This window comes from Curtobacterium phoenicis, from assembly GCF_047238015.1.
In the GTDB taxonomy this organism is placed as follows: domain Bacteria; phylum Actinomycetota; class Actinomycetes; order Actinomycetales; family Microbacteriaceae; genus Curtobacterium.
The window spans coordinates 254,399-269,817 of the sequence record NZ_JBDFLZ010000002.1; the positions used below are offsets into that span (position 1 = coordinate 254,399).

Sequence of the window (15,419 nt, forward strand, 5' to 3'; positions counted from 1 at the left end):
CGCTTGCATACCGGGTATGGGCATACTCGGTATGCCCATACAGCGGGCCGGACGAGGGGGAGTGTCATGAGCGTACGGATGGGCGTGCTCGCGCTGCTGGTGGACGGACCCGGGTACGGGTACCAGCTCCGGGGGGAGTTCGAGCAGCGCACCGGTGGGAGCTGGCCGCTCAACATCGGCCAGGTCTACACGACCCTCGACCGGCTCGAGCGCGACGGGCTCGTCGCGCGCGGCGACGCCGACGACGACGGGCACGTCGTCTACACGGCCACCGAGGCCGGCCGCGACGCCGTGACGCGGTGGTTCAGCGAGCCGGTCCCGGCGAAGCGCGGTCGCGACGAGCTCGCGATCAAGTTCGCGCTCGCCGTGACGGTGCCCGGTGTCGACGTCGAGCGACTCGTGCAGGTGCAGCGCGGCGCAGCCGTCCGGAACCTCCAGGACCTGACACGGTTGAAGCGGACCGCGGATCCGGCCACCGACCTCGCGTGGTCGCTCGTGCTCGAGTCGATGGTGTTCCAGGCCGAGGCCGAGGTCCGCTGGCTCGACCACGTGGAGTCGAGCGTCTCCCGGTACCGACCGGCCGATCACCGCACGGCCGTGTCCGCGTCCGCCGACGAGACCGTCCGGAGCGCCCGGTGAACGCCGCGGCTCCACTCCTCGAGCTGGACGCCGTGAGCGTGCAGTACGGCACCGGCGCCAAGGCCGTGACCGCCCTGGCCGGTGTCGACCTGACCATCCGCCGCGGGGAGATGGTCGCCGTGATGGGCACCTCGGGTTCGGGGAAGTCGACGCTCCTGGCCTGTGCCGGCACGCTGCTGCCCCCGACGAGCGGCGAGGTCCGTATCGACGGCGAGTGGGTGGCGGACCGTCCGGCGAAGGAGCTCGCCGCCCTGCGTCGACGGCTCGTCGGGTTCGTGTTCCAGGACTTCAACCTCATCCCGTCCCTGACCGCCATCGAGAACGTCGCGCTGCCGCTCGAGCTCGACGGCTGGAAGACCAGCCGTGCGCGACGTGCCGCGCAGCTGGCGCTCGACAACGTGGAACTCGGCCACCGGGCCGACGCGTTCCCGGACGACCTGTCGGGCGGGCAGCAGCAGCGTGTGGCGATCGCCCGCGGGGTCGTCGGCGAGCGCCGCCTGGTCCTGGCCGACGAACCGACCGGCGCGCTCGACTCGCAGACCGGCGAGGTGGTGCTCCGCATGCTCCGTCGGCACGTCGACGCAGGTGCCGGCGCGCTCCTCGTGACCCACGACGCCCGGCACGCTGCCTGGGCGGACCGCATCGTGTTCCTGCGGGACGGACGCGTGGTCGACGAGACGGTGTACTCGGGCGTCGAGATGGCCCTCGCGGACCGGACCCACTCGTGATCCGGCTCCGGCCGGCACTCCGGCTGGGCCGACGGATGGCGTTCGCGAAGACCGGGCGCGCGGCGCTCATCGTCGCACTGATCGGCCTGCCGACCATGGGCTTCGCCGGAGTCTCGGTGTTGTTCACCTCGACGCAGCCGACCACCACCGAGCAGCTCCGGTACGACCTCGGGCACGCCCAGGCGCAGATGACGACGCAGCAACCGGACGCCCGGGGCATGCGGCAGGACCCCGTGCACTGGACGAACACCCAGACCGAGGAGAACAGCCCCGCAGCGAAGGCCGACGACGACACCCCCTACGCCGACGTCACCGAGTACGTGCCGAAGGGTGCGCTCGCGATCCCGGTGACGAGTACCGACGTCGTGCTGCGCGGTGCGCACGGCCCGGTCGGCACCACGGCGACCCTCGGTGACACGTGGGACCCGGTGCTCGACGGGCACTGGCACGTCCTCGACGGCACGGCTCCGACGGCACGCGACCAGGCGATGATGACGCCGGCGATGCTCGCGAAGACCGGGCTCCGCATCGGTGACACGGTCGACGTGACCGACCCGGTGACGAAGCGGTTCACCATCACGGGGACGATGCGCGACCTCGGGCAGGACCCGGACGAGACGGCGGTCTACCTGCCGTGGGGGAGCATCGCCGCGGACGCGGCCCCGATCTCGACGGGCCGTTCTGAGGCGGGTGCGGTCACGGTGTACCTGCCGACGGTCGCCCCGACGTGGTCGGAGATCAAGCGGCTGAACGACCACGGCATCGTCGTCCAGTCGCGTCCGGTCGTGCTCGATCCACCGGACGAACGGATCGACGGCGTCTCCGGTCCGCAGAGCCTCGGGTGGTACATCGCCGGGTTGGGGCTCGTCGGCGTGTTCGCCCTGTTCGAGGTCGGCCTGCTCGCGGGTGCCGCGTTCCTCGTCGGCACCCGTGCCGACGCCCGGTCGTACGCGATCCTGACCAGTGTCGGTGCCGAACGGGGTGTGGTCCGGTCGGTCGTCGCCGGGTCCGGGCTCGTGCTCGGCACTGCCGGTGCGGTCCTCGGGACGGCGATCGGGGTCGGGATCGGAGCGCTCGCGTTCCGGTTGCTCGACAACGGGAACGTGCACGCGTTCCCCGGGTTGCACGTCCCGGTGGTCATGCTCCTGTGCATCGCCGTGGCCGGCGTCGTCGCGGGTGTCCTGTCGTCCCTCGCCGCCGCGCGGGCAGCGACACGGGTGAACGTCCTCGCCGGACTCCGCGGGTCGCTCCGCCCGGAGACCCCGAGCCGGGCGACGACCCGCCGTCGTCGGGTGTGGGGACCGCTCCTCATCGTCCTCGGCGCGGTCATGACCGTCGCGTGCGGCATCGGTGTCCTCGTCCTGAACGACCGGCCGGAGCAGAGCGGGCAACGGGACGACTGGGCATGGGTCGTCGGCGCCGGTGTGGCGATCGGGCCGTGCCTCGTGCAGCTCGGGGTGGCGATCTGTTCGCCGTGGGTGCTCGCCCTCGTCGCGGGCGTGTCGAGCCGGTTCGGGCTCGCGGCGCGGATGGCAGGACGAGACGCGCGTCGGAACCCGGTCCGGACCGTGCCGGTGCTCGCGAGCGTGATGAGCGTCGTGTTCGTGGCCTCCGTGGTGATCACGTGGAACGCCTCGCAGCACGCCCAGTACGTCCGCGACTACCAGTACAGCACCGCGGTCGGGGTGGCCACGGCGGACGTCCGTCGGCTTGACAGCCGGTCGTACCCGCAGGGCTACGACGCCGCGGTGACGGCACGGGCTGCCGAGGTCAGCGCCCGCGTGCTCGACCACGACCGCATCCGCGTGCTCGGCCTCGTCGACGAGCAGCCGTCCGAGGAACCCAGCACCCTGACGCAACTCCACCTCTGGGAGCGCCCCGCCGACTGCACGGATGCGTCCTGCGGTTCGTGGCTCGAGCCCGGGGGCAGCGCGCACGTCCTGACCGGGACGGTCGACGACTACGCCGTGCTCACCGGACACCGGCCGTCCGCAGCGGTCCGTGACGCCCTCGCCGACGGGAAGGCCGTGTCGCTCTGGCCCGAGTACGTCCACGACGACGCTGTCCGGCTCGACACCTTCCGGGACCGCAGCTGGAAGGACGCGACGTCGCCCGACCCGGAGCACCCGGACGCCACGACGACGATCCCGGCGGTCCTCGACGAGCAGGACCCGCCGATCCAGATCGGCGTCTTCATGACGAAGGCGACCGCCGAGCGGTACCGGGTCCCCGCCGTGGACGGCCTGCTCGTGACCCGGCTCGACGGTGAGGTCTCACCGGAGCAGTGGGGCGCGCTCGCCTCGGCATGGCAGAGCTACGGCGGCTCCGCACGGGCGCAGGCCTCGGCGCCGACCTTCTTCTACGAGTCCGGCCCGGTCGATGCGAGTGCCCCGGTCCGGGCACTGGCGCTCGCCCTCGCGGCGGCCGTGACCATCGGCGCCACCGCGGTCGCGATCGGTCTCGCCCGGGCGGACGGCCGCCGTGACGACGAGGTGCTCGACGCGATCGGTGCCGCACCACGTCTGCGTCGGCGCACCACCGCCTGGCAGGCCGCCATCCTCACCACGGTCGGCGCGGTGATCGGGACCGTCCTGGGGCTCCTCCCGATCCGGGCGCTGACCCTGCGGTTCGGGGAGACGCCACCCGGGGTCAGCCACATGCCGTTCGTGGCCGACTGGCCCGTGCTGGCGCTGCTCGCGATCGGGCTCCCCGTGCTCGTGACGGCCGGGACGTGGCTGACCGCAGGTCGTGGTCGACGCCTTTCGGTGCGACGTGCTCACTGAGTCGCTGCCTCGAACGGGTGCGAGAAGCCACAGTCACCGCGACGATTCCCCAGGTCTGGGGCCTGGTGTCCCGAGCCGTTCCGCGGGATACCTGTAGTCGTGTCCCGCACCAGCCACCTCGTGGTCCTCATGAGCATCATCGCCTCCGCCGCCCTCGTCGGTACCGGAGCCGTCGTCATCGCCACCGCGCACACCGCGGCGGCCGACGGAGCCGTCGCCGTCCAGCAGGAGACGATCATCCGGAAGGACGCCGTCCTCCGGCAGGACGCCGAGCTCCGGCGGACGCCGGACCAGGTCGTGCGGGGCGCGCTCGACACGACACACGCTGCGGACGCCGTCACGTTCGCGTACGCGGGGGACTCCATCACGGCGCGGCCGGACTCGTGGCTGCACCAGCTCGAGGGTGACCCGGACCTCCACGCCGTGGGCGGGTACGCGCACAGCGGGTACCGCTCCGACCAGGTCCTCCGCGAGATCGGACCGGTGCCGGACGCCGACGTCCTCGTCGTCGAGCTCGGGACGAACGACGTCAACCAGGCCGTCCCTGTCGGACGGATCACCGCGAACGTCGACGCCCTGGTCCGCAAGGTCGACGCGCGCCACGTGCTGATCGTCGCCGGGCCGCCGTCGGACCGCACGACGAGCCTCTGGGGCGCTGACCGGCGGGCCGGGCAGCTCGTCCTCAGCCGGGAGCTCCGCGCCGAGGCCCAGGAGCACGGGTGGTCCTACGTCGACCCGTTCACGGCGATCCGCACGGCCGACGGCGCGTACGAGCCCGGGACGACCCCAGACGGCATCCACCCCACCGCCGCGGCGAACGTCCGGGTCGCCCAGGACATGGCGGACGCGATCGAGGCAGCCGCGCGCTGACCCGGGCACCCGCGAACCGAGCAGGGCTCAGCGAGGGACGCAGAACGACTCCACGCTGACGTGCACGCCGTCCTGCCCGCCGCTGAGGGCCATGCGGCGCACCGGGAGCGCGTCCTCCACGGGCATCAGGAAGTCGGTGCCCATGGCCCGGTCCACGACGGCGTAGCCGGATCGTTCCCACCCGCGCTGCACCGCGTCCGCGACGTCCTGCGGGGACACCGACGGAAGCACGAGCGAACCGGTCCAGCGGACGCCGCCCTCGCAGCGTTCCTCGGTCAGGGAGACCGGCGGAGCGGATGCCCGCGCGGGGGTCGGCGACGAGAGGTCGTCGAGCGGTCCCGCCCACCGCACCGAGTCGGTGAGCGCCCGTCGCGTCCCGGTCTCCACCGCGGTGGCATCGAGCGTCGTGCGCTCCGTCGGGACCGGCCCCGGCCATTCCGCGTCCGACTTCGCCGACGCACTGGGTCGGTCCTCCGCGTCCGGCACGGTCCGCAACCGGTCGGGCACGCCACCGCCGAGCGACCCGACCGCGACCACAAGCATCGCGGTCAGCAGGACCCCGACGACCGCGTCGGCGGGCCAGAGCGAGACCACGGACGGCCGGTCGTCCTCGGGGAGCAGCCCCAGCCGTCGCGAGCGCAGTGCGAGTGCGAGCACGAAGAGCGCGACCCCGACCGCCAGGAGCGGCACCGTCACGAGCGGGGTGGGCAGGCCGAGTCCGCACGACCACGAGATCACGGGTACGACCAGGGTCGCTGCCAGGGCGAGGTACGCGCCGGACAGGATCCGTGCCTCCCGGCCGGAGACCTGCAGGGAGGGGCGAGCCGGCCTGCGGAACCCGCCCAGCACCGCGCAGACCACGCCGTTCACGACGACGCCGACGCACCCCAGGCCGAGCCCGACGAACTGACCGAAGCCATCGAAGGGAGTCTCGTCGGGAACGGGGTAGCGGACGCGACCCGCCCCGTCGAGCAGGACCAGGACCCCGACGATGCCGGCCGCGAAGACGCCCCACACCCTCCGTGGCACGCTCAGGCGACGGAGCGCCGCGGCGACGAAGAGCACCGCCGCGGGCATGCCGAACAGCAGCGCGGCCCCCACCGCCGTGTCGAACGCCCCCAGCTCCACGGCGTCAGGCTAGGGGTACTCGCAACCCGCTCCCTGGGAGCCTCGGCCAGCGTCCATCACAGCGCTGACCGCAGAGATACCGCTGCAAACAAATTGTTGCAAATATGTCTTTGCACGAGTAGCTTCGTGTCATGGCCACCGAACACCGCGTCCTCGACCTCCCTGAGATGAAGGCGCTCTCGCACCCGTTGCGGGCACAGCTGCTCAACGAGCTGGCGACGCACGGCCCAGCGACGGCCACCACCCTCGCCGAACGCGTCGGGGAGTCGTCGGGCTCGACGAGCTACCACCTCCGGCAGCTCGAGAAGCACGGCTTCATCCAGGAGGTCGACGGCCGAGGGAACGGACGCGAACGCTGGTGGCGTCGGACCCCGGCGACGCTGCACAGCGGCGGCTCCGAGGGACCGCAGTCACCGGCCGCACTCGCCGCGGCACGCCTCGTGGCCGCCGGCTCGAACGACCACGCGGAGCAGGTCATCCGCGAGTTCATCGCCCGTGACGAACGCTCGCTCGGTGAGTGGCGCGACGCCGCGACCCTGTCGACGCTCGTCATGCGCCTGACGCCCGCAGAACTCCAGGAGCTCACCGACTCGACGCTCGAGCTCCTCACCACCTTCCGTCAGCGCCGTGACCCGGACGCCGACGAACCCGGCTCCGGTCGAGTGTTCGTCCGTTTCGCGGCCGTACCCGTCTTCGACGACGAAACCGAGGGATCATGACTGCCGCACTCCGTCTCACCCACGCCGGCCCGCTCGAACGCGCCGCGCACGCCACCGGCGTCTTCCTCCTCCGATGGAGTGAACGCCGCGTCGCCCGCGCCGGGCAGACCCGGGCGGCGCGGCGCACGCCCGACCTGATGTCCCCGGCGCTCGTCCACGAGGCCCGGAGCGCGAGGACCGCGCGGGAACTGCGCAACGAGACGCTCGCCGCCCAGTTCCCGCGGATCCGCTGACCCGTGCGCTCAGCCCGGAGGGGTCACTCGGGCAGCGGCTCCGCGTACGTGCGGAACGCACCGCGCTCGGCGTGCATCGTCCACAGGCGCTCGGCGACCGCTGCGCCCGAGTGGTCCTCCTGCCCGTCGTCGATCCCGAAGGGGATGATGAGCTGCGCGACGTGCACGTTCTCCTCGGCGACGGCGTCGTGCAGCAGTTGCGCGTAGGCGCTCTCGCCGGCGAACGCCACCGACGTCCCGGTCACCCGAGCACCGGGCCGGACCGCGCTGCCGCCGTTGACGAAGAGGATCGTGCCCTTCCCGAGCGCCCGCATGCCGGGGAGCACCTGGCGGACGGCGTTCACGGAGCCGTACACGGAGAACTCGATCGGTCCGACGAGGTCCTCCGCGGTCGTCTCGAGCACGGGGCGCATGTACTCCTTCGCGGGCAGCGGGCTGTACTGCAGCACCTCGATCGGTCCGAGCTGCTCGGTGGCCCGCTCGAGGGCGGCACGGAGGGAGTCCCCGTCGCGGACGTTCGCGGCGAAGCCGGCAGCCGTGTGGCCCTGCTCGCGGAGCTGTGCGGCGAGGGAGTCGAGGCGGTCCTGGTTGCGCGAGATCAGCGCGACCGAGAAGCCCTCGCGGGCGAAGCGGGCGGCGGTCTCGACGCCGAGGCCCTTGCCGGCGCCGACGATGGCGATGGTGGTCATGGTGTGGTCCTTCCGGGACGACGGTGTCCGGGCTGCGGCCCGTCGGCGGGACCGACCGGTCCCGCCGGGACCCACTGAACCAGCGCGCCTCCGCGAGAGACGGGTCCTGTCGTACCCCCTCTCGGCCGGGAGGCGCGGGCCGTCGCCGCCACGCGCCTCCCGGCAGACACGTGGCGGCACTGAGTCCCCGTACAGGCTCCTCACGACCGGAGCGTGTGCAATCGGGACACGACCCCGGGAGGCACACCGTGCACACGACCACCCGCCGCACCTGGAGCGCCATCGGCGCGGCCGCCGCTACGGCCCTCGTCCTGTCGGCCTGCACCGGCGGCGGTGCACGGACGGCACCGGACACCGTCACGTCGAGTCCGGCGCCCTCGTCGACGGCGACCGTCGCGTCACTCGTGCCGGACGGGGAGCCCGCCGACGTCGTGACCGGCCTCGACGCACCGTGGTCGGTCGTCCGCACCGGCGACGGTCCCGAGGCACTCATCAGCGAACGCGACTCGGCGAAGGTGCTCGAACTCGCGGCGGACGGCAGCACGCGGGAGGTCGGCACGGTCCCCGGCGTTCGGTCCGGCGGCGAGGGCGGACTGCTCGGGCTCGCGCTCCACGACGGCGACCTGTACGTGTACTCGACCGCCGAGGACGGCAACCGCATCCAACGCTTCGCGCTCACCGGCGACACGGGCTCGTACCGTCTCGGCGACGCCACCACGATCCTCGACGGGTTGCCGTCGAGCGGCATCCACAACGGTGGACGCATCGCGTTCGGTCCGGACGGCATGCTCTACGCGAGCGTGGGGGACGCCGGCAACGGGCCCGATGCGCAGGACCGTGACTCCCTCGCGGGCAAGATCCTGCGGATGACGGCCGATGGGGACGTCCCGGCCGCGAACCCGTTCCCGGACTCGTACGTGTGGAGCCTCGGGCACCGCAACGTGCAGGGCATGGGCTGGGCCGAGGACGGCACGATGTTCGCCGCCGAGTTCGGGCAGAACACCTGGGACGAGCTCAACCTCGTCGAGAAGGGCTCGAACTACGGCTGGCCGGAGTTCGAGGGGAAGGGCGGGACGGACGAGGGGTTCGTCGACCCCGTGCAGCAGTGGGCCACGAGCGACGCCTCCCCGAGCGGCCTCGCGGTGATCGGTGACACGGTCTTCGTGGCGAACCTGCAGGGCGAGTCGGTCCGGGCGGTCCCCGTGTCCGACCCGTCGCAGTCGACCGAGTGGTTCGGCGGCGACTTCGGGCGCGTCCGCACCGTGCTGGAAGGTCCCGAGGGTGTGCTCTGGTTCGTGACGAACAACACCGACGGACGGGGTGACCCCCGGGACGACGACGACCGCATCGTCGCCGTCCCGCTGTCCCGGGGCTGAACAGGGGTTCCGGCAGCACCTCGCAGGCCGCGCGACCGCGGACGTACGGTGACGGCATGGACCACCGTGACGAAGCCCGCGACTTCCTCTCGAGCCGCCGCGCGCGGATCACCCCCGAGCAGGCCGGCGTGGAGACCTTCGGCGGGCGCCGACGCGTCACCGGACTCCGCCGTGAAGAGGTCGCACGGCTCGCGGGCGTGAGCATCGACTACTACACCCGACTCGAGCGGGGGAACCTGCAGGGCGTCTCGGACAGCGTGCTCGACGCGATCGCCGGGGCGCTGCAGCTCGACGGCGCCGAGCACGAACACCTCCGGGACCTCGCGAAGCACCAGAACGACTCCCCGAGGCGGGCCGGGCGGACCACCCCGGTCGCCGCGGTGCGCCCGGAACTGCAGTACCTGCTCGACGTCATCACGGACGCGCCGGCGATGATCCTCAACAACCGGCAGGACATCGTCGCGGCGAACGACCTCGGGTACGCGATGCACTCCGTCCAGGTCGACTCCCCGGACCGGCCGATGAACTTCTCGCGCTTCATCTTCCTGCACCCCGTCGCCCGGGAGTTCTACCCGGACTGGCAACGGGCCGCGCACACGAACGTCGCGATCCTCCGCCGTGAGGCCGGACGGAACCCGCACGACAAGGACCTCGCGGCGCTCATCGGGGAGCTGTCGATGCGGAGCGACGAGTTCCGCGAACTCTGGGCCTCGCACGACGTCCGCCGGCACTACGCGGGCGTGAAGTCCTTCCGGCACCCGGTCGTCGGCCCCCTCGAGCTGCACTTCCAGACGCTGGAGCTCGCCGAGGACCCGGGGCTGTCCCTGACGATCTACCCGGCGACCCCGGGCAGCCCCACCGCCGACGCCCTCCGGGTGCTCGCCTCGTGGGCCGCGACGGAGCGCATCGGGGAGCGGGCCCGCGCGCTCGTCTGACGTGTGACGGAGGCCCTGCCGTGAGGGGTGTCGGCAGCCCCTGTCTCGGCCGTCGCGTCGGTCCTAGCGTGGAGGGACCGAACCCGATCCGGAAGGACGCACGATGACCGACACCTCGTCCATCGAGACCCCCGCCGCGGCCTCCGGCACGACGTCGTCCTGGGGTCGGCTGCGGTTCCGCTGGCAGGCCGAGCAGGAGCTCCACGAGCTGACCCGCGACCGTGCCCGGGAGGACCGGGTGCGCGCCGAGGCCGCCGTCCGGCTCGCTCCGAGCGCGGCCGCCTTCGCCGAGCTCTTCCGCCGGTGACCGACCACGGCCGAGCCGGGATGACGCCGGGCCGCACGCTGCTGTTCGCCGTCGCGGGCGGCGCGGCCGTCGGCAACCTCTACTGGGCGCAGCCCCTGCTCGACGACATCGCGTCGTCGCTCGGCACGTCCGCCGCGCTGGCCGGACTGCTCGTCACCCTCACCCAGGTCGGGTACGCCCTCGGCATCCTGCTCGTGGTGCCGCTCGGCGACGTCCTCGACCGCAAGCGGCTGATCCCCGGTGTGCTGATCGCCTCGGCCGCCGCGCTCCTGTTCGCCGCCGTGGCCCCCTCGTTCGCGGTCCTGCTCGTCGCCCTCGCACTCGTGGGGCTCACCACGGTCGCCGGGCAGCTGCTCATCCCACTCGCCGGCGACCTCGCTGATCCGGCGTCCCGGGGTCGGGTCGTCGGCACGATCGCCTCGGGCGTCCTCACCGGCATCCTCGTGTCACGGACGGTGAGCGGACTCGTCGCGGACGTCTTCGGGTGGCGGGCGATCTCCGTCATCGCCGCGGTCGCTGCGCTCGTCCTCGCGGTGCTGCTGCGCCGCGTGGTCCCCCGCCTCGATCGCCGCGAGCGCGTGCCGTACCCGACGCTGATCGTCTCGGTGTTCCGGGCGGTCGCGGCACACCGCTCCGTCCGCGTCACGCTGGTGATCAGCGCGACGGTGTTCGCCGTGTTCACGATGTTCTGGACGGCCCTGACGTTCCTGCTGAGCGGAGAGCCCTACGGGTACTCGACCTCGGCGATCGGGCTGGTCGGGCTCGCGGGCCTGGCCGGTGCGGTCGCGGCCCAGCGCGTCGGACGGCTGCACGACCGGGGCCTCTCCGTCCCGGTGACCGGTGCGGCACTGGCCCTCGTGCTTGCGTCGCTTGTGGTCGCGGGCCTCGGCGCCCGATCGATCGTCGTCGTGCTCGTCGCGGTCGTGCTGCTCGACGTCGGGGTGCAGGCGGCGAACGTGCTCAACCAGACGCGGCTGTTCGCGATCGACCCGGCCGCGCGGAGCCGGCTCAACACGGCGTTCGTGACCGGGAACTTCGTCGGCGGTGCCGTCGGGTCGGCCGTGGCCTCGGTGCTCTGGAACGTCGGCGGCTGGACCGCGGTGACGATCGGCGGTGCCGTGCTGCTCGGCTTCGCGCTCACCGTGTGGGCGGTGCACCGGAGCCGCGGACTCGTCGTCACCGCGGGTCACTGACCCGTCACACGACGAGCGGCCGCGCCACCTCGACCTCCCCGTTGTCGACGAGCCACCGCACCGCGTCGAGCACCGTCTCCTCGGCCGTGTACGCCGGCTCGTACCCGAGCACCCGCCGGGTCTTGTCCAGGCTGAACACCTGCGACCGCGACAGGTGCTGCCAACTGGCGTCGGCGTCGTCGGGAGCCGTGGTCTCGCGGAAGCGGTCCCACGTGACGGACTCGAGCCGGGCCTCCTGGCCGAACCACGAGGCGACCAGGTGCGCGTAGCCGCGGACGGTGAGCGCCGTCGAGGCCGTGACGAAGCAGTCCTCGCCGACGGCGGTGTCCCGGTGCTCGACGGCGAGCTGGAACGCCTGCGCGACGTCGTCGGCGTGCACGTGCGCCATCGACTCGGCACCGAGGCCCGGCACCTCGATCGGTTCGCCGGCGGACAGCCGGGTGATGACCGAGGTGTCCAGGTTGCCCAGCGGACCGATCGGCACCCAGCCCGGCCCGCTGATGTGCCCCGGGTGCAGGGTCGTCGTCGCGACACCCCCTGATGCGGTTTCCTCCTTGTACAGCCGGGCGATCGCGTCCTTCTGCTCGCCGTACTCGCCGAACGGCGGGGTCGCGTTCTCCTCGGCGATCGGCAGCACGTGCGAGACGCCGGCCCGCCAGATCGAGCCGCAGTGCACGAGGTGCGTGTCCGTCCCGCGGAGGGCGTCGAGCATCGCCCGCGCGCTGTCGACGGTGAAGCACACGAGGTCGATCACCGCGTCGGCGCGCAGTGCGGCGATGCGGTGGCCGAAGGTCCCGTCGCGGTCCTCCTGCTCGCGGTCGGCGGTGACCCGTTCGACCCGCTCCCACTCCGGAGCGTCGACGTAGGCGGAACGGGTGCCGCGGGAGACGACCACGACGTCGTGGCCGGAACGGACGAGACGCGGGACGAGGAAGGTGCCGATGTGGCCGGTGGCCCCGATGACGACGATGCGCATGACGGCCACGCTAGGCCTGCTGCCCTGCGCGTCGGAATGTTCCGACGCGGAACGGACTTGCTGCCCGCATGGCTGCACGATCCGGTGGTGTGGGCCTGCGCTCCGAGCGCGGGCCGATCCTGCTCTCCCTCATGCTCGCGACCGCGCTGGTCGCCCTCGACTCGACGATCATCGCCACGGCGTCGACGTCGATCGCCCGGGACCTCGGACACTTCCAGCAGCTCCCGTGGCTGTTCTCCGTCTACCTGCTCGCGCAGGCGGTGTCGGTGCCGATCTACGGCCGGCTCGCGGACGTGCTCGGCCGGAAGCGCCTGCTCCTCGTCGGCATCGGGCTCTTCCTGCTCGGGTCGGTGCTGTGCGGAGCGGCGTGGTCGATGGCGGCGCTCATCGCCGGTCGCGTGGTGCAGGGCCTCGGTGCCGGTGCGGTGCTGCCGATCTCGATGACGATCACGAGCGACATCTACACGCTGGAGGAGCGGGCGAAGACCCAGGGCTACCTCGCGTCCGTGTGGGGCATCTCGTCGGTGGTCGGTCCGACCCTCGGTGGGCTGTTCAGCGAGCTGGGCGCCTGGCGGTGGATCTTCTGGATCAACATCCCGCTGGCTCTCGTCGCGGGGTTCATGCTCGTCCGGGCATACACGGAGCACCGCTCGACCGACGGACCCCGCCAGCGCATCGACTACCCGGGGGCCGTGCTGCTCACGCTCGGGACTACCGCCCTGCTGCTCGGGCTGCTCGAGGGCGGGACGACGTGGGCGTGGGGCTCGGGTGCCTCGATCGGCATCTTCGCCGCGGCAGTCGTCTTCCTTTCGGTGTTCATCGTCGTGGAGCTGCGGACCGGACACCCGATCTTCTCCCTCGCGCTGCTCCGGCGGAGGGTCGTCGCCGCCTCCACCACCGCGTCCCTCGTCATCGGGGTCATCGTGATGGGACTCTCTACCTACGTCCCGATCTACGCGCAGGACGTCCTCGGCACGTCCGCACTGGTCGCCGGCTTCGCCCTGGCGGCCCTGACCCTCGGGTGGCCGATCTCGGCATCGCAGGCCGGCCGCTTCTACCTCCGCTGGGGCTTCCGCGCGACGGCGCTCCTCGGGTCGACCCTGGTGCTGCTCGGTGCCGCACTGACGATCGTGCTCGGGTCGTCCTCGTCGGTGTGGCTCGTCGCGGTGTTCTGCTTCGTCGTCGGTGCCGGCATGGGTCTCACGGCCGTCCCGACCCTGATCGCCGCGCAGTCGTCGGCAGCACACCACGAACGCGGCGCGGTGACGGGGACGAACATGTTCGCGCGGTCGATGGGTTCGGCGGTCGGTGTCGCGGTGTTCGGCGCGGTCGTCAACGCGCACGTGCGGCTGAACGCGACCGGGGCACCCGAGGGGCCCGGCCTGATGACGGCGATGCACCTCGTGTTCGTGTCCATCGCGGTGATCGCGGTGGTGTTGCTCGCCGCGGTGTCGTTCATGCCGGCACACCGTCGACGCGCGGAGGCGACTGCCGCGGCGGAGCCGGCAACCGCCTGAGGTGGTCACCACGCACCGGCCGGGAGGCACGGTGCGGGTCCGCCCCGCGCCTCCCGGCCGCTGGGGTCGGGCCGCCGGTGCCGAGACTCGGCTCCGCGGACACTTTCGCGGGCGGGAGCCGCGAAACTGTCCGCCGGGCCGAGTCTCGGGCGTCGCGGACACCGCGGCGCGGCGCGGTGTCGTGGCACAGCCGCGCGGCGCCGCGCGGCCCGCGTCAGTCGGCGGTGACGGCCTTCACGGAGCCGGCGATCACGGCGGCGTCCTCGGCGAGCGCCACCACCGGGTCCGGCAGGTGCGTCACGCCGCCGACGGCCTTGCGCGCCGCCCAGCCGACGAAGCTGCCGACGATGGCGCCGACACCGCCGAGGATCGCGCCCTCGACGGCGAGGTTGCGGCGACCGGTCGTGCCGAGGGCCGCCCCGGCGAGGGCGCCCGATGCCACGCGCCCGAGGATCGCGGGGAAGCCGATGCGGCTCGGCGTCGCGGGGAGCTTGTCCCCGATGACCTCGCCCACAGCGCCCGCGACGAGGAGGCCACGACCGAGCGGTGTCGCGAAGACCTTCCAGTCCTGCCATGCACCGGACAGCTTCTTGTTGTCGTGGTTCAGCGCGAGCACGGCGAGGGGCGTGGCGCTCCGGCCGCCGCTCAGGACGCCGAGTGCGAGTGTCCGGACGAGGGTTCGCTGTTCGTGGTCGGTGCTCATCGCTGTCTCCTCCTGGCTGACGCATCACGGACCGCTCGATCGACGTGCGGCGGCCCGTCCACGACGCTACGCACCCGCGCTGGGAGGCGTCGTACCCACCGACGGAGCCGTGCCTCTACCGTGGGCGCGCGCTTCCTCCTACCATCGGCGCATGAGCACGATCACGGTCGAGCGGCGCGAGCACGTGGGCGCCTCACCCGCCGCCGTCCTGCCCCTGCTGGCGGACCTCACCCAGTGGCCGACGTGGTCCCCGTGGGAGGGGGCAGATCCCGACCTGCACCGGGAGTACGGCGGCGAGCCGGGGAGCGTCGGTGCGACGTACGCGTGGTCGGGCAACCGGAAGGCCGGAGCCGGCACCATGCGGGTCACCGAGGTCACGCCGGACGGGGTGGTCGTCGCACTGGAGTTCACGAAGCCGTTCCGGTCGAGCAGCGTCTGCCGGTTCGTGCTCGTGCCGTCGGGCAGCGGTACCGACGTCACCTGGCGGATGGAGAGCCCGCGGACCTTCATGACCCGGGTGTTCCCGCTCGAGAAGCTCGTGGGACCCGACTTCGAGAAGGGCCTGCGACAGCTCAAGGTCGTCGCGGAGCGCGGCTGAGTCGCACGGAGGCCCGCCGGGTACC

The 15,419-nt window shown here is 72.6% G+C and carries 16 protein-coding genes; 12 read left to right on the plus strand and 4 right to left on the minus strand.

The window, feature by feature from the left end; genetic code table 11:
* Positions 1-66 precede the first annotated feature (66 nt).
* From ABC270_RS01310 to ABC270_RS01325, 4 genes are all read left to right on the plus strand, one after another.
* Complete coding sequence (locus ABC270_RS01310) at positions 67-639, plus strand: PadR family transcriptional regulator (protein WP_412879129.1); 573 nt, start codon at positions 67-69, stop codon at positions 637-639.
* On the plus strand, positions 636-1,367 hold the full coding sequence (locus ABC270_RS01315; RefSeq protein ID WP_412879130.1) for an ABC transporter ATP-binding protein: 732 nt from the start codon (positions 636-638) through the stop codon (positions 1,365-1,367). Before ABC270_RS01310 ends, ABC270_RS01315 begins: the two co-directional genes overlap by 4 nt.
* The gene (locus ABC270_RS01320; RefSeq protein WP_412879131.1) at positions 1,364-4,150 is read left to right on the plus strand and encodes an FtsX-like permease family protein; all 2,787 of its coding nucleotides are present in this window, start codon (positions 1,364-1,366) and stop codon (positions 4,148-4,150) included. Before ABC270_RS01315 ends, ABC270_RS01320 begins: the two co-directional genes overlap by 4 nt.
* 99 nt (positions 4,151-4,249) lie before the next feature.
* Positions 4,250-5,020 (plus strand): SGNH/GDSL hydrolase family protein, encoded by a 771-nt coding sequence (locus tag ABC270_RS01325; protein WP_412879132.1) that lies wholly within the window; start codon positions 4,250-4,252, stop codon positions 5,018-5,020.
* A gap of 27 nt (positions 5,021-5,047) precedes the next feature.
* Here the strand turns inward: ABC270_RS01325 and ABC270_RS01330 are convergent, their stop codons facing one another.
* Positions 5,048-6,148: a hypothetical protein gene (locus ABC270_RS01330; RefSeq protein WP_412879133.1), complete on the minus strand. Its 1,101-nt coding sequence runs from the start codon at positions 6,146-6,148 to the stop codon at positions 5,048-5,050.
* A 131-nt stretch (positions 6,149-6,279) separates the two neighbouring features.
* Here ABC270_RS01330 and ABC270_RS01335 point away from each other — a divergent pair, with 131 nt between their 5' ends.
* Both ABC270_RS01335 and ABC270_RS01340 read left to right on the plus strand, forming a co-directional pair.
* The gene (locus ABC270_RS01335) at positions 6,280-6,867 is read left to right on the plus strand and encodes an ArsR/SmtB family transcription factor (protein ID WP_412879134.1); all 588 of its coding nucleotides are present in this window, start codon (positions 6,280-6,282) and stop codon (positions 6,865-6,867) included.
* Entirely contained in the window at positions 6,864-7,100 is a 237-nt protein-coding gene (locus ABC270_RS01340) for a hypothetical protein (protein ID WP_412879135.1), read from the plus strand. The genes ABC270_RS01335 and ABC270_RS01340 overlap by 4 nt, the downstream gene beginning before the upstream one ends.
* Before the next feature lie 23 nt (positions 7,101-7,123).
* On the opposite strand, the gene ABC270_RS01345 is transcribed toward ABC270_RS01340, so the two are convergent.
* Positions 7,124-7,789: an SDR family NAD(P)-dependent oxidoreductase gene (locus ABC270_RS01345; RefSeq protein WP_412879136.1), complete on the minus strand. Its 666-nt coding sequence runs from the start codon at positions 7,787-7,789 to the stop codon at positions 7,124-7,126.
* Positions 7,790-8,037: 248 nt separating this feature from the next.
* Here ABC270_RS01345 and ABC270_RS01350 point away from each other — a divergent pair, with 248 nt between their 5' ends.
* The 4 genes from ABC270_RS01350 (at position 8,038) to ABC270_RS01365 (ending at position 11,600) form a co-directional block, all read left to right on the plus strand.
* Complete coding sequence (locus ABC270_RS01350) at positions 8,038-9,165, plus strand: PQQ-dependent sugar dehydrogenase (RefSeq protein WP_412879137.1); 1,128 nt, start codon at positions 8,038-8,040, stop codon at positions 9,163-9,165.
* Positions 9,166-9,221: 56 nt separating this feature from the next.
* Positions 9,222-10,100: a helix-turn-helix transcriptional regulator gene (locus ABC270_RS01355; RefSeq protein ID WP_412879138.1), complete on the plus strand. Its 879-nt coding sequence runs from the start codon at positions 9,222-9,224 to the stop codon at positions 10,098-10,100.
* Between the two features lie 103 nt (positions 10,101-10,203).
* The gene (locus ABC270_RS01360) at positions 10,204-10,407 is read left to right on the plus strand and encodes a hypothetical protein (protein ID WP_290133415.1); all 204 of its coding nucleotides are present in this window, start codon (positions 10,204-10,206) and stop codon (positions 10,405-10,407) included.
* Entirely contained in the window at positions 10,404-11,600 is a 1,197-nt protein-coding gene (locus tag ABC270_RS01365) for an MFS transporter (RefSeq protein WP_412879139.1), read from the plus strand. Before ABC270_RS01360 ends, ABC270_RS01365 begins: the two co-directional genes overlap by 4 nt.
* 4 nt (positions 11,601-11,604) lie before the next feature.
* Here the strand turns inward: ABC270_RS01365 and ABC270_RS01370 are convergent, their stop codons facing one another.
* On the minus strand, positions 11,605-12,576 hold the full coding sequence (locus ABC270_RS01370; protein WP_412879140.1) for an NAD-dependent epimerase/dehydratase family protein: 972 nt from the start codon (positions 12,574-12,576) through the stop codon (positions 11,605-11,607).
* 68 nt (positions 12,577-12,644) lie between these two features.
* Here ABC270_RS01370 and ABC270_RS01375 point away from each other — a divergent pair, with 68 nt between their 5' ends.
* Positions 12,645-14,093: an MDR family MFS transporter gene (locus tag ABC270_RS01375; protein WP_412879141.1), complete on the plus strand. Its 1,449-nt coding sequence runs from the start codon at positions 12,645-12,647 to the stop codon at positions 14,091-14,093.
* 214 nt (positions 14,094-14,307) lie between these two features.
* Here ABC270_RS01375 and ABC270_RS01380 read toward each other — a convergent pair whose 3' ends face one another.
* Positions 14,308-14,796 (minus strand): DUF4126 family protein, encoded by a 489-nt coding sequence (locus tag ABC270_RS01380; RefSeq protein WP_412879142.1) that lies wholly within the window; start codon positions 14,794-14,796, stop codon positions 14,308-14,310.
* A 151-nt stretch (positions 14,797-14,947) separates the two neighbouring features.
* On the opposite strand from ABC270_RS01380, the gene ABC270_RS01385 reads away from it, so the two are divergent.
* Positions 14,948-15,394 carry an SRPBCC family protein gene (locus ABC270_RS01385; protein ID WP_412879143.1) on the plus strand — a complete coding sequence of 149 codons (447 nt, stop codon included), beginning with the start codon at positions 14,948-14,950 and terminating at the stop codon, positions 15,392-15,394.
* Positions 15,395-15,419: the final 25 nt, after the last annotated feature.

Bases quoted from the DNA above. Each gene is read 5' to 3' on its own strand.
- ABC270_RS01310 (WP_412879129.1), top strand. From the start codon at position 67: ATGAGCGTACGGATGGGCGTGCTCGCGCTGCTGGTGGACGGACCCGGG.
- ABC270_RS01335 (WP_412879134.1), top strand. From the start codon at position 6,280: ATGGCCACCGAACACCGCGTCCTCGACCTCCCTGAGATGAAGGCGCTC.
- ABC270_RS01340 (WP_412879135.1), top strand. From the start codon at position 6,864: ATGACTGCCGCACTCCGTCTCACCCACGCCGGCCCGCTCGAACGCGCC.
- ABC270_RS01345 (WP_412879136.1), bottom strand. From the start codon at position 7,789: ATGACCACCATCGCCATCGTCGGCGCCGGCAAGGGCCTCGGCGTCGAG.
- ABC270_RS01355 (WP_412879138.1), top strand. From the start codon at position 9,222: ATGGACCACCGTGACGAAGCCCGCGACTTCCTCTCGAGCCGCCGCGCG.
- ABC270_RS01360 (WP_290133415.1), top strand. From the start codon at position 10,204: ATGACCGACACCTCGTCCATCGAGACCCCCGCCGCGGCCTCCGGCACG.
- ABC270_RS01370 (WP_412879140.1), bottom strand. From the start codon at position 12,576: ATGCGCATCGTCGTCATCGGGGCCACCGGCCACATCGGCACCTTCCTC.
- ABC270_RS01375 (WP_412879141.1), top strand. From the start codon at position 12,645: ATGGCTGCACGATCCGGTGGTGTGGGCCTGCGCTCCGAGCGCGGGCCG.
- ABC270_RS01380 (WP_412879142.1), bottom strand. From the start codon at position 14,796: ATGAGCACCGACCACGAACAGCGAACCCTCGTCCGGACACTCGCACTC.
- ABC270_RS01385 (WP_412879143.1), top strand. From the start codon at position 14,948: ATGAGCACGATCACGGTCGAGCGGCGCGAGCACGTGGGCGCCTCACCC.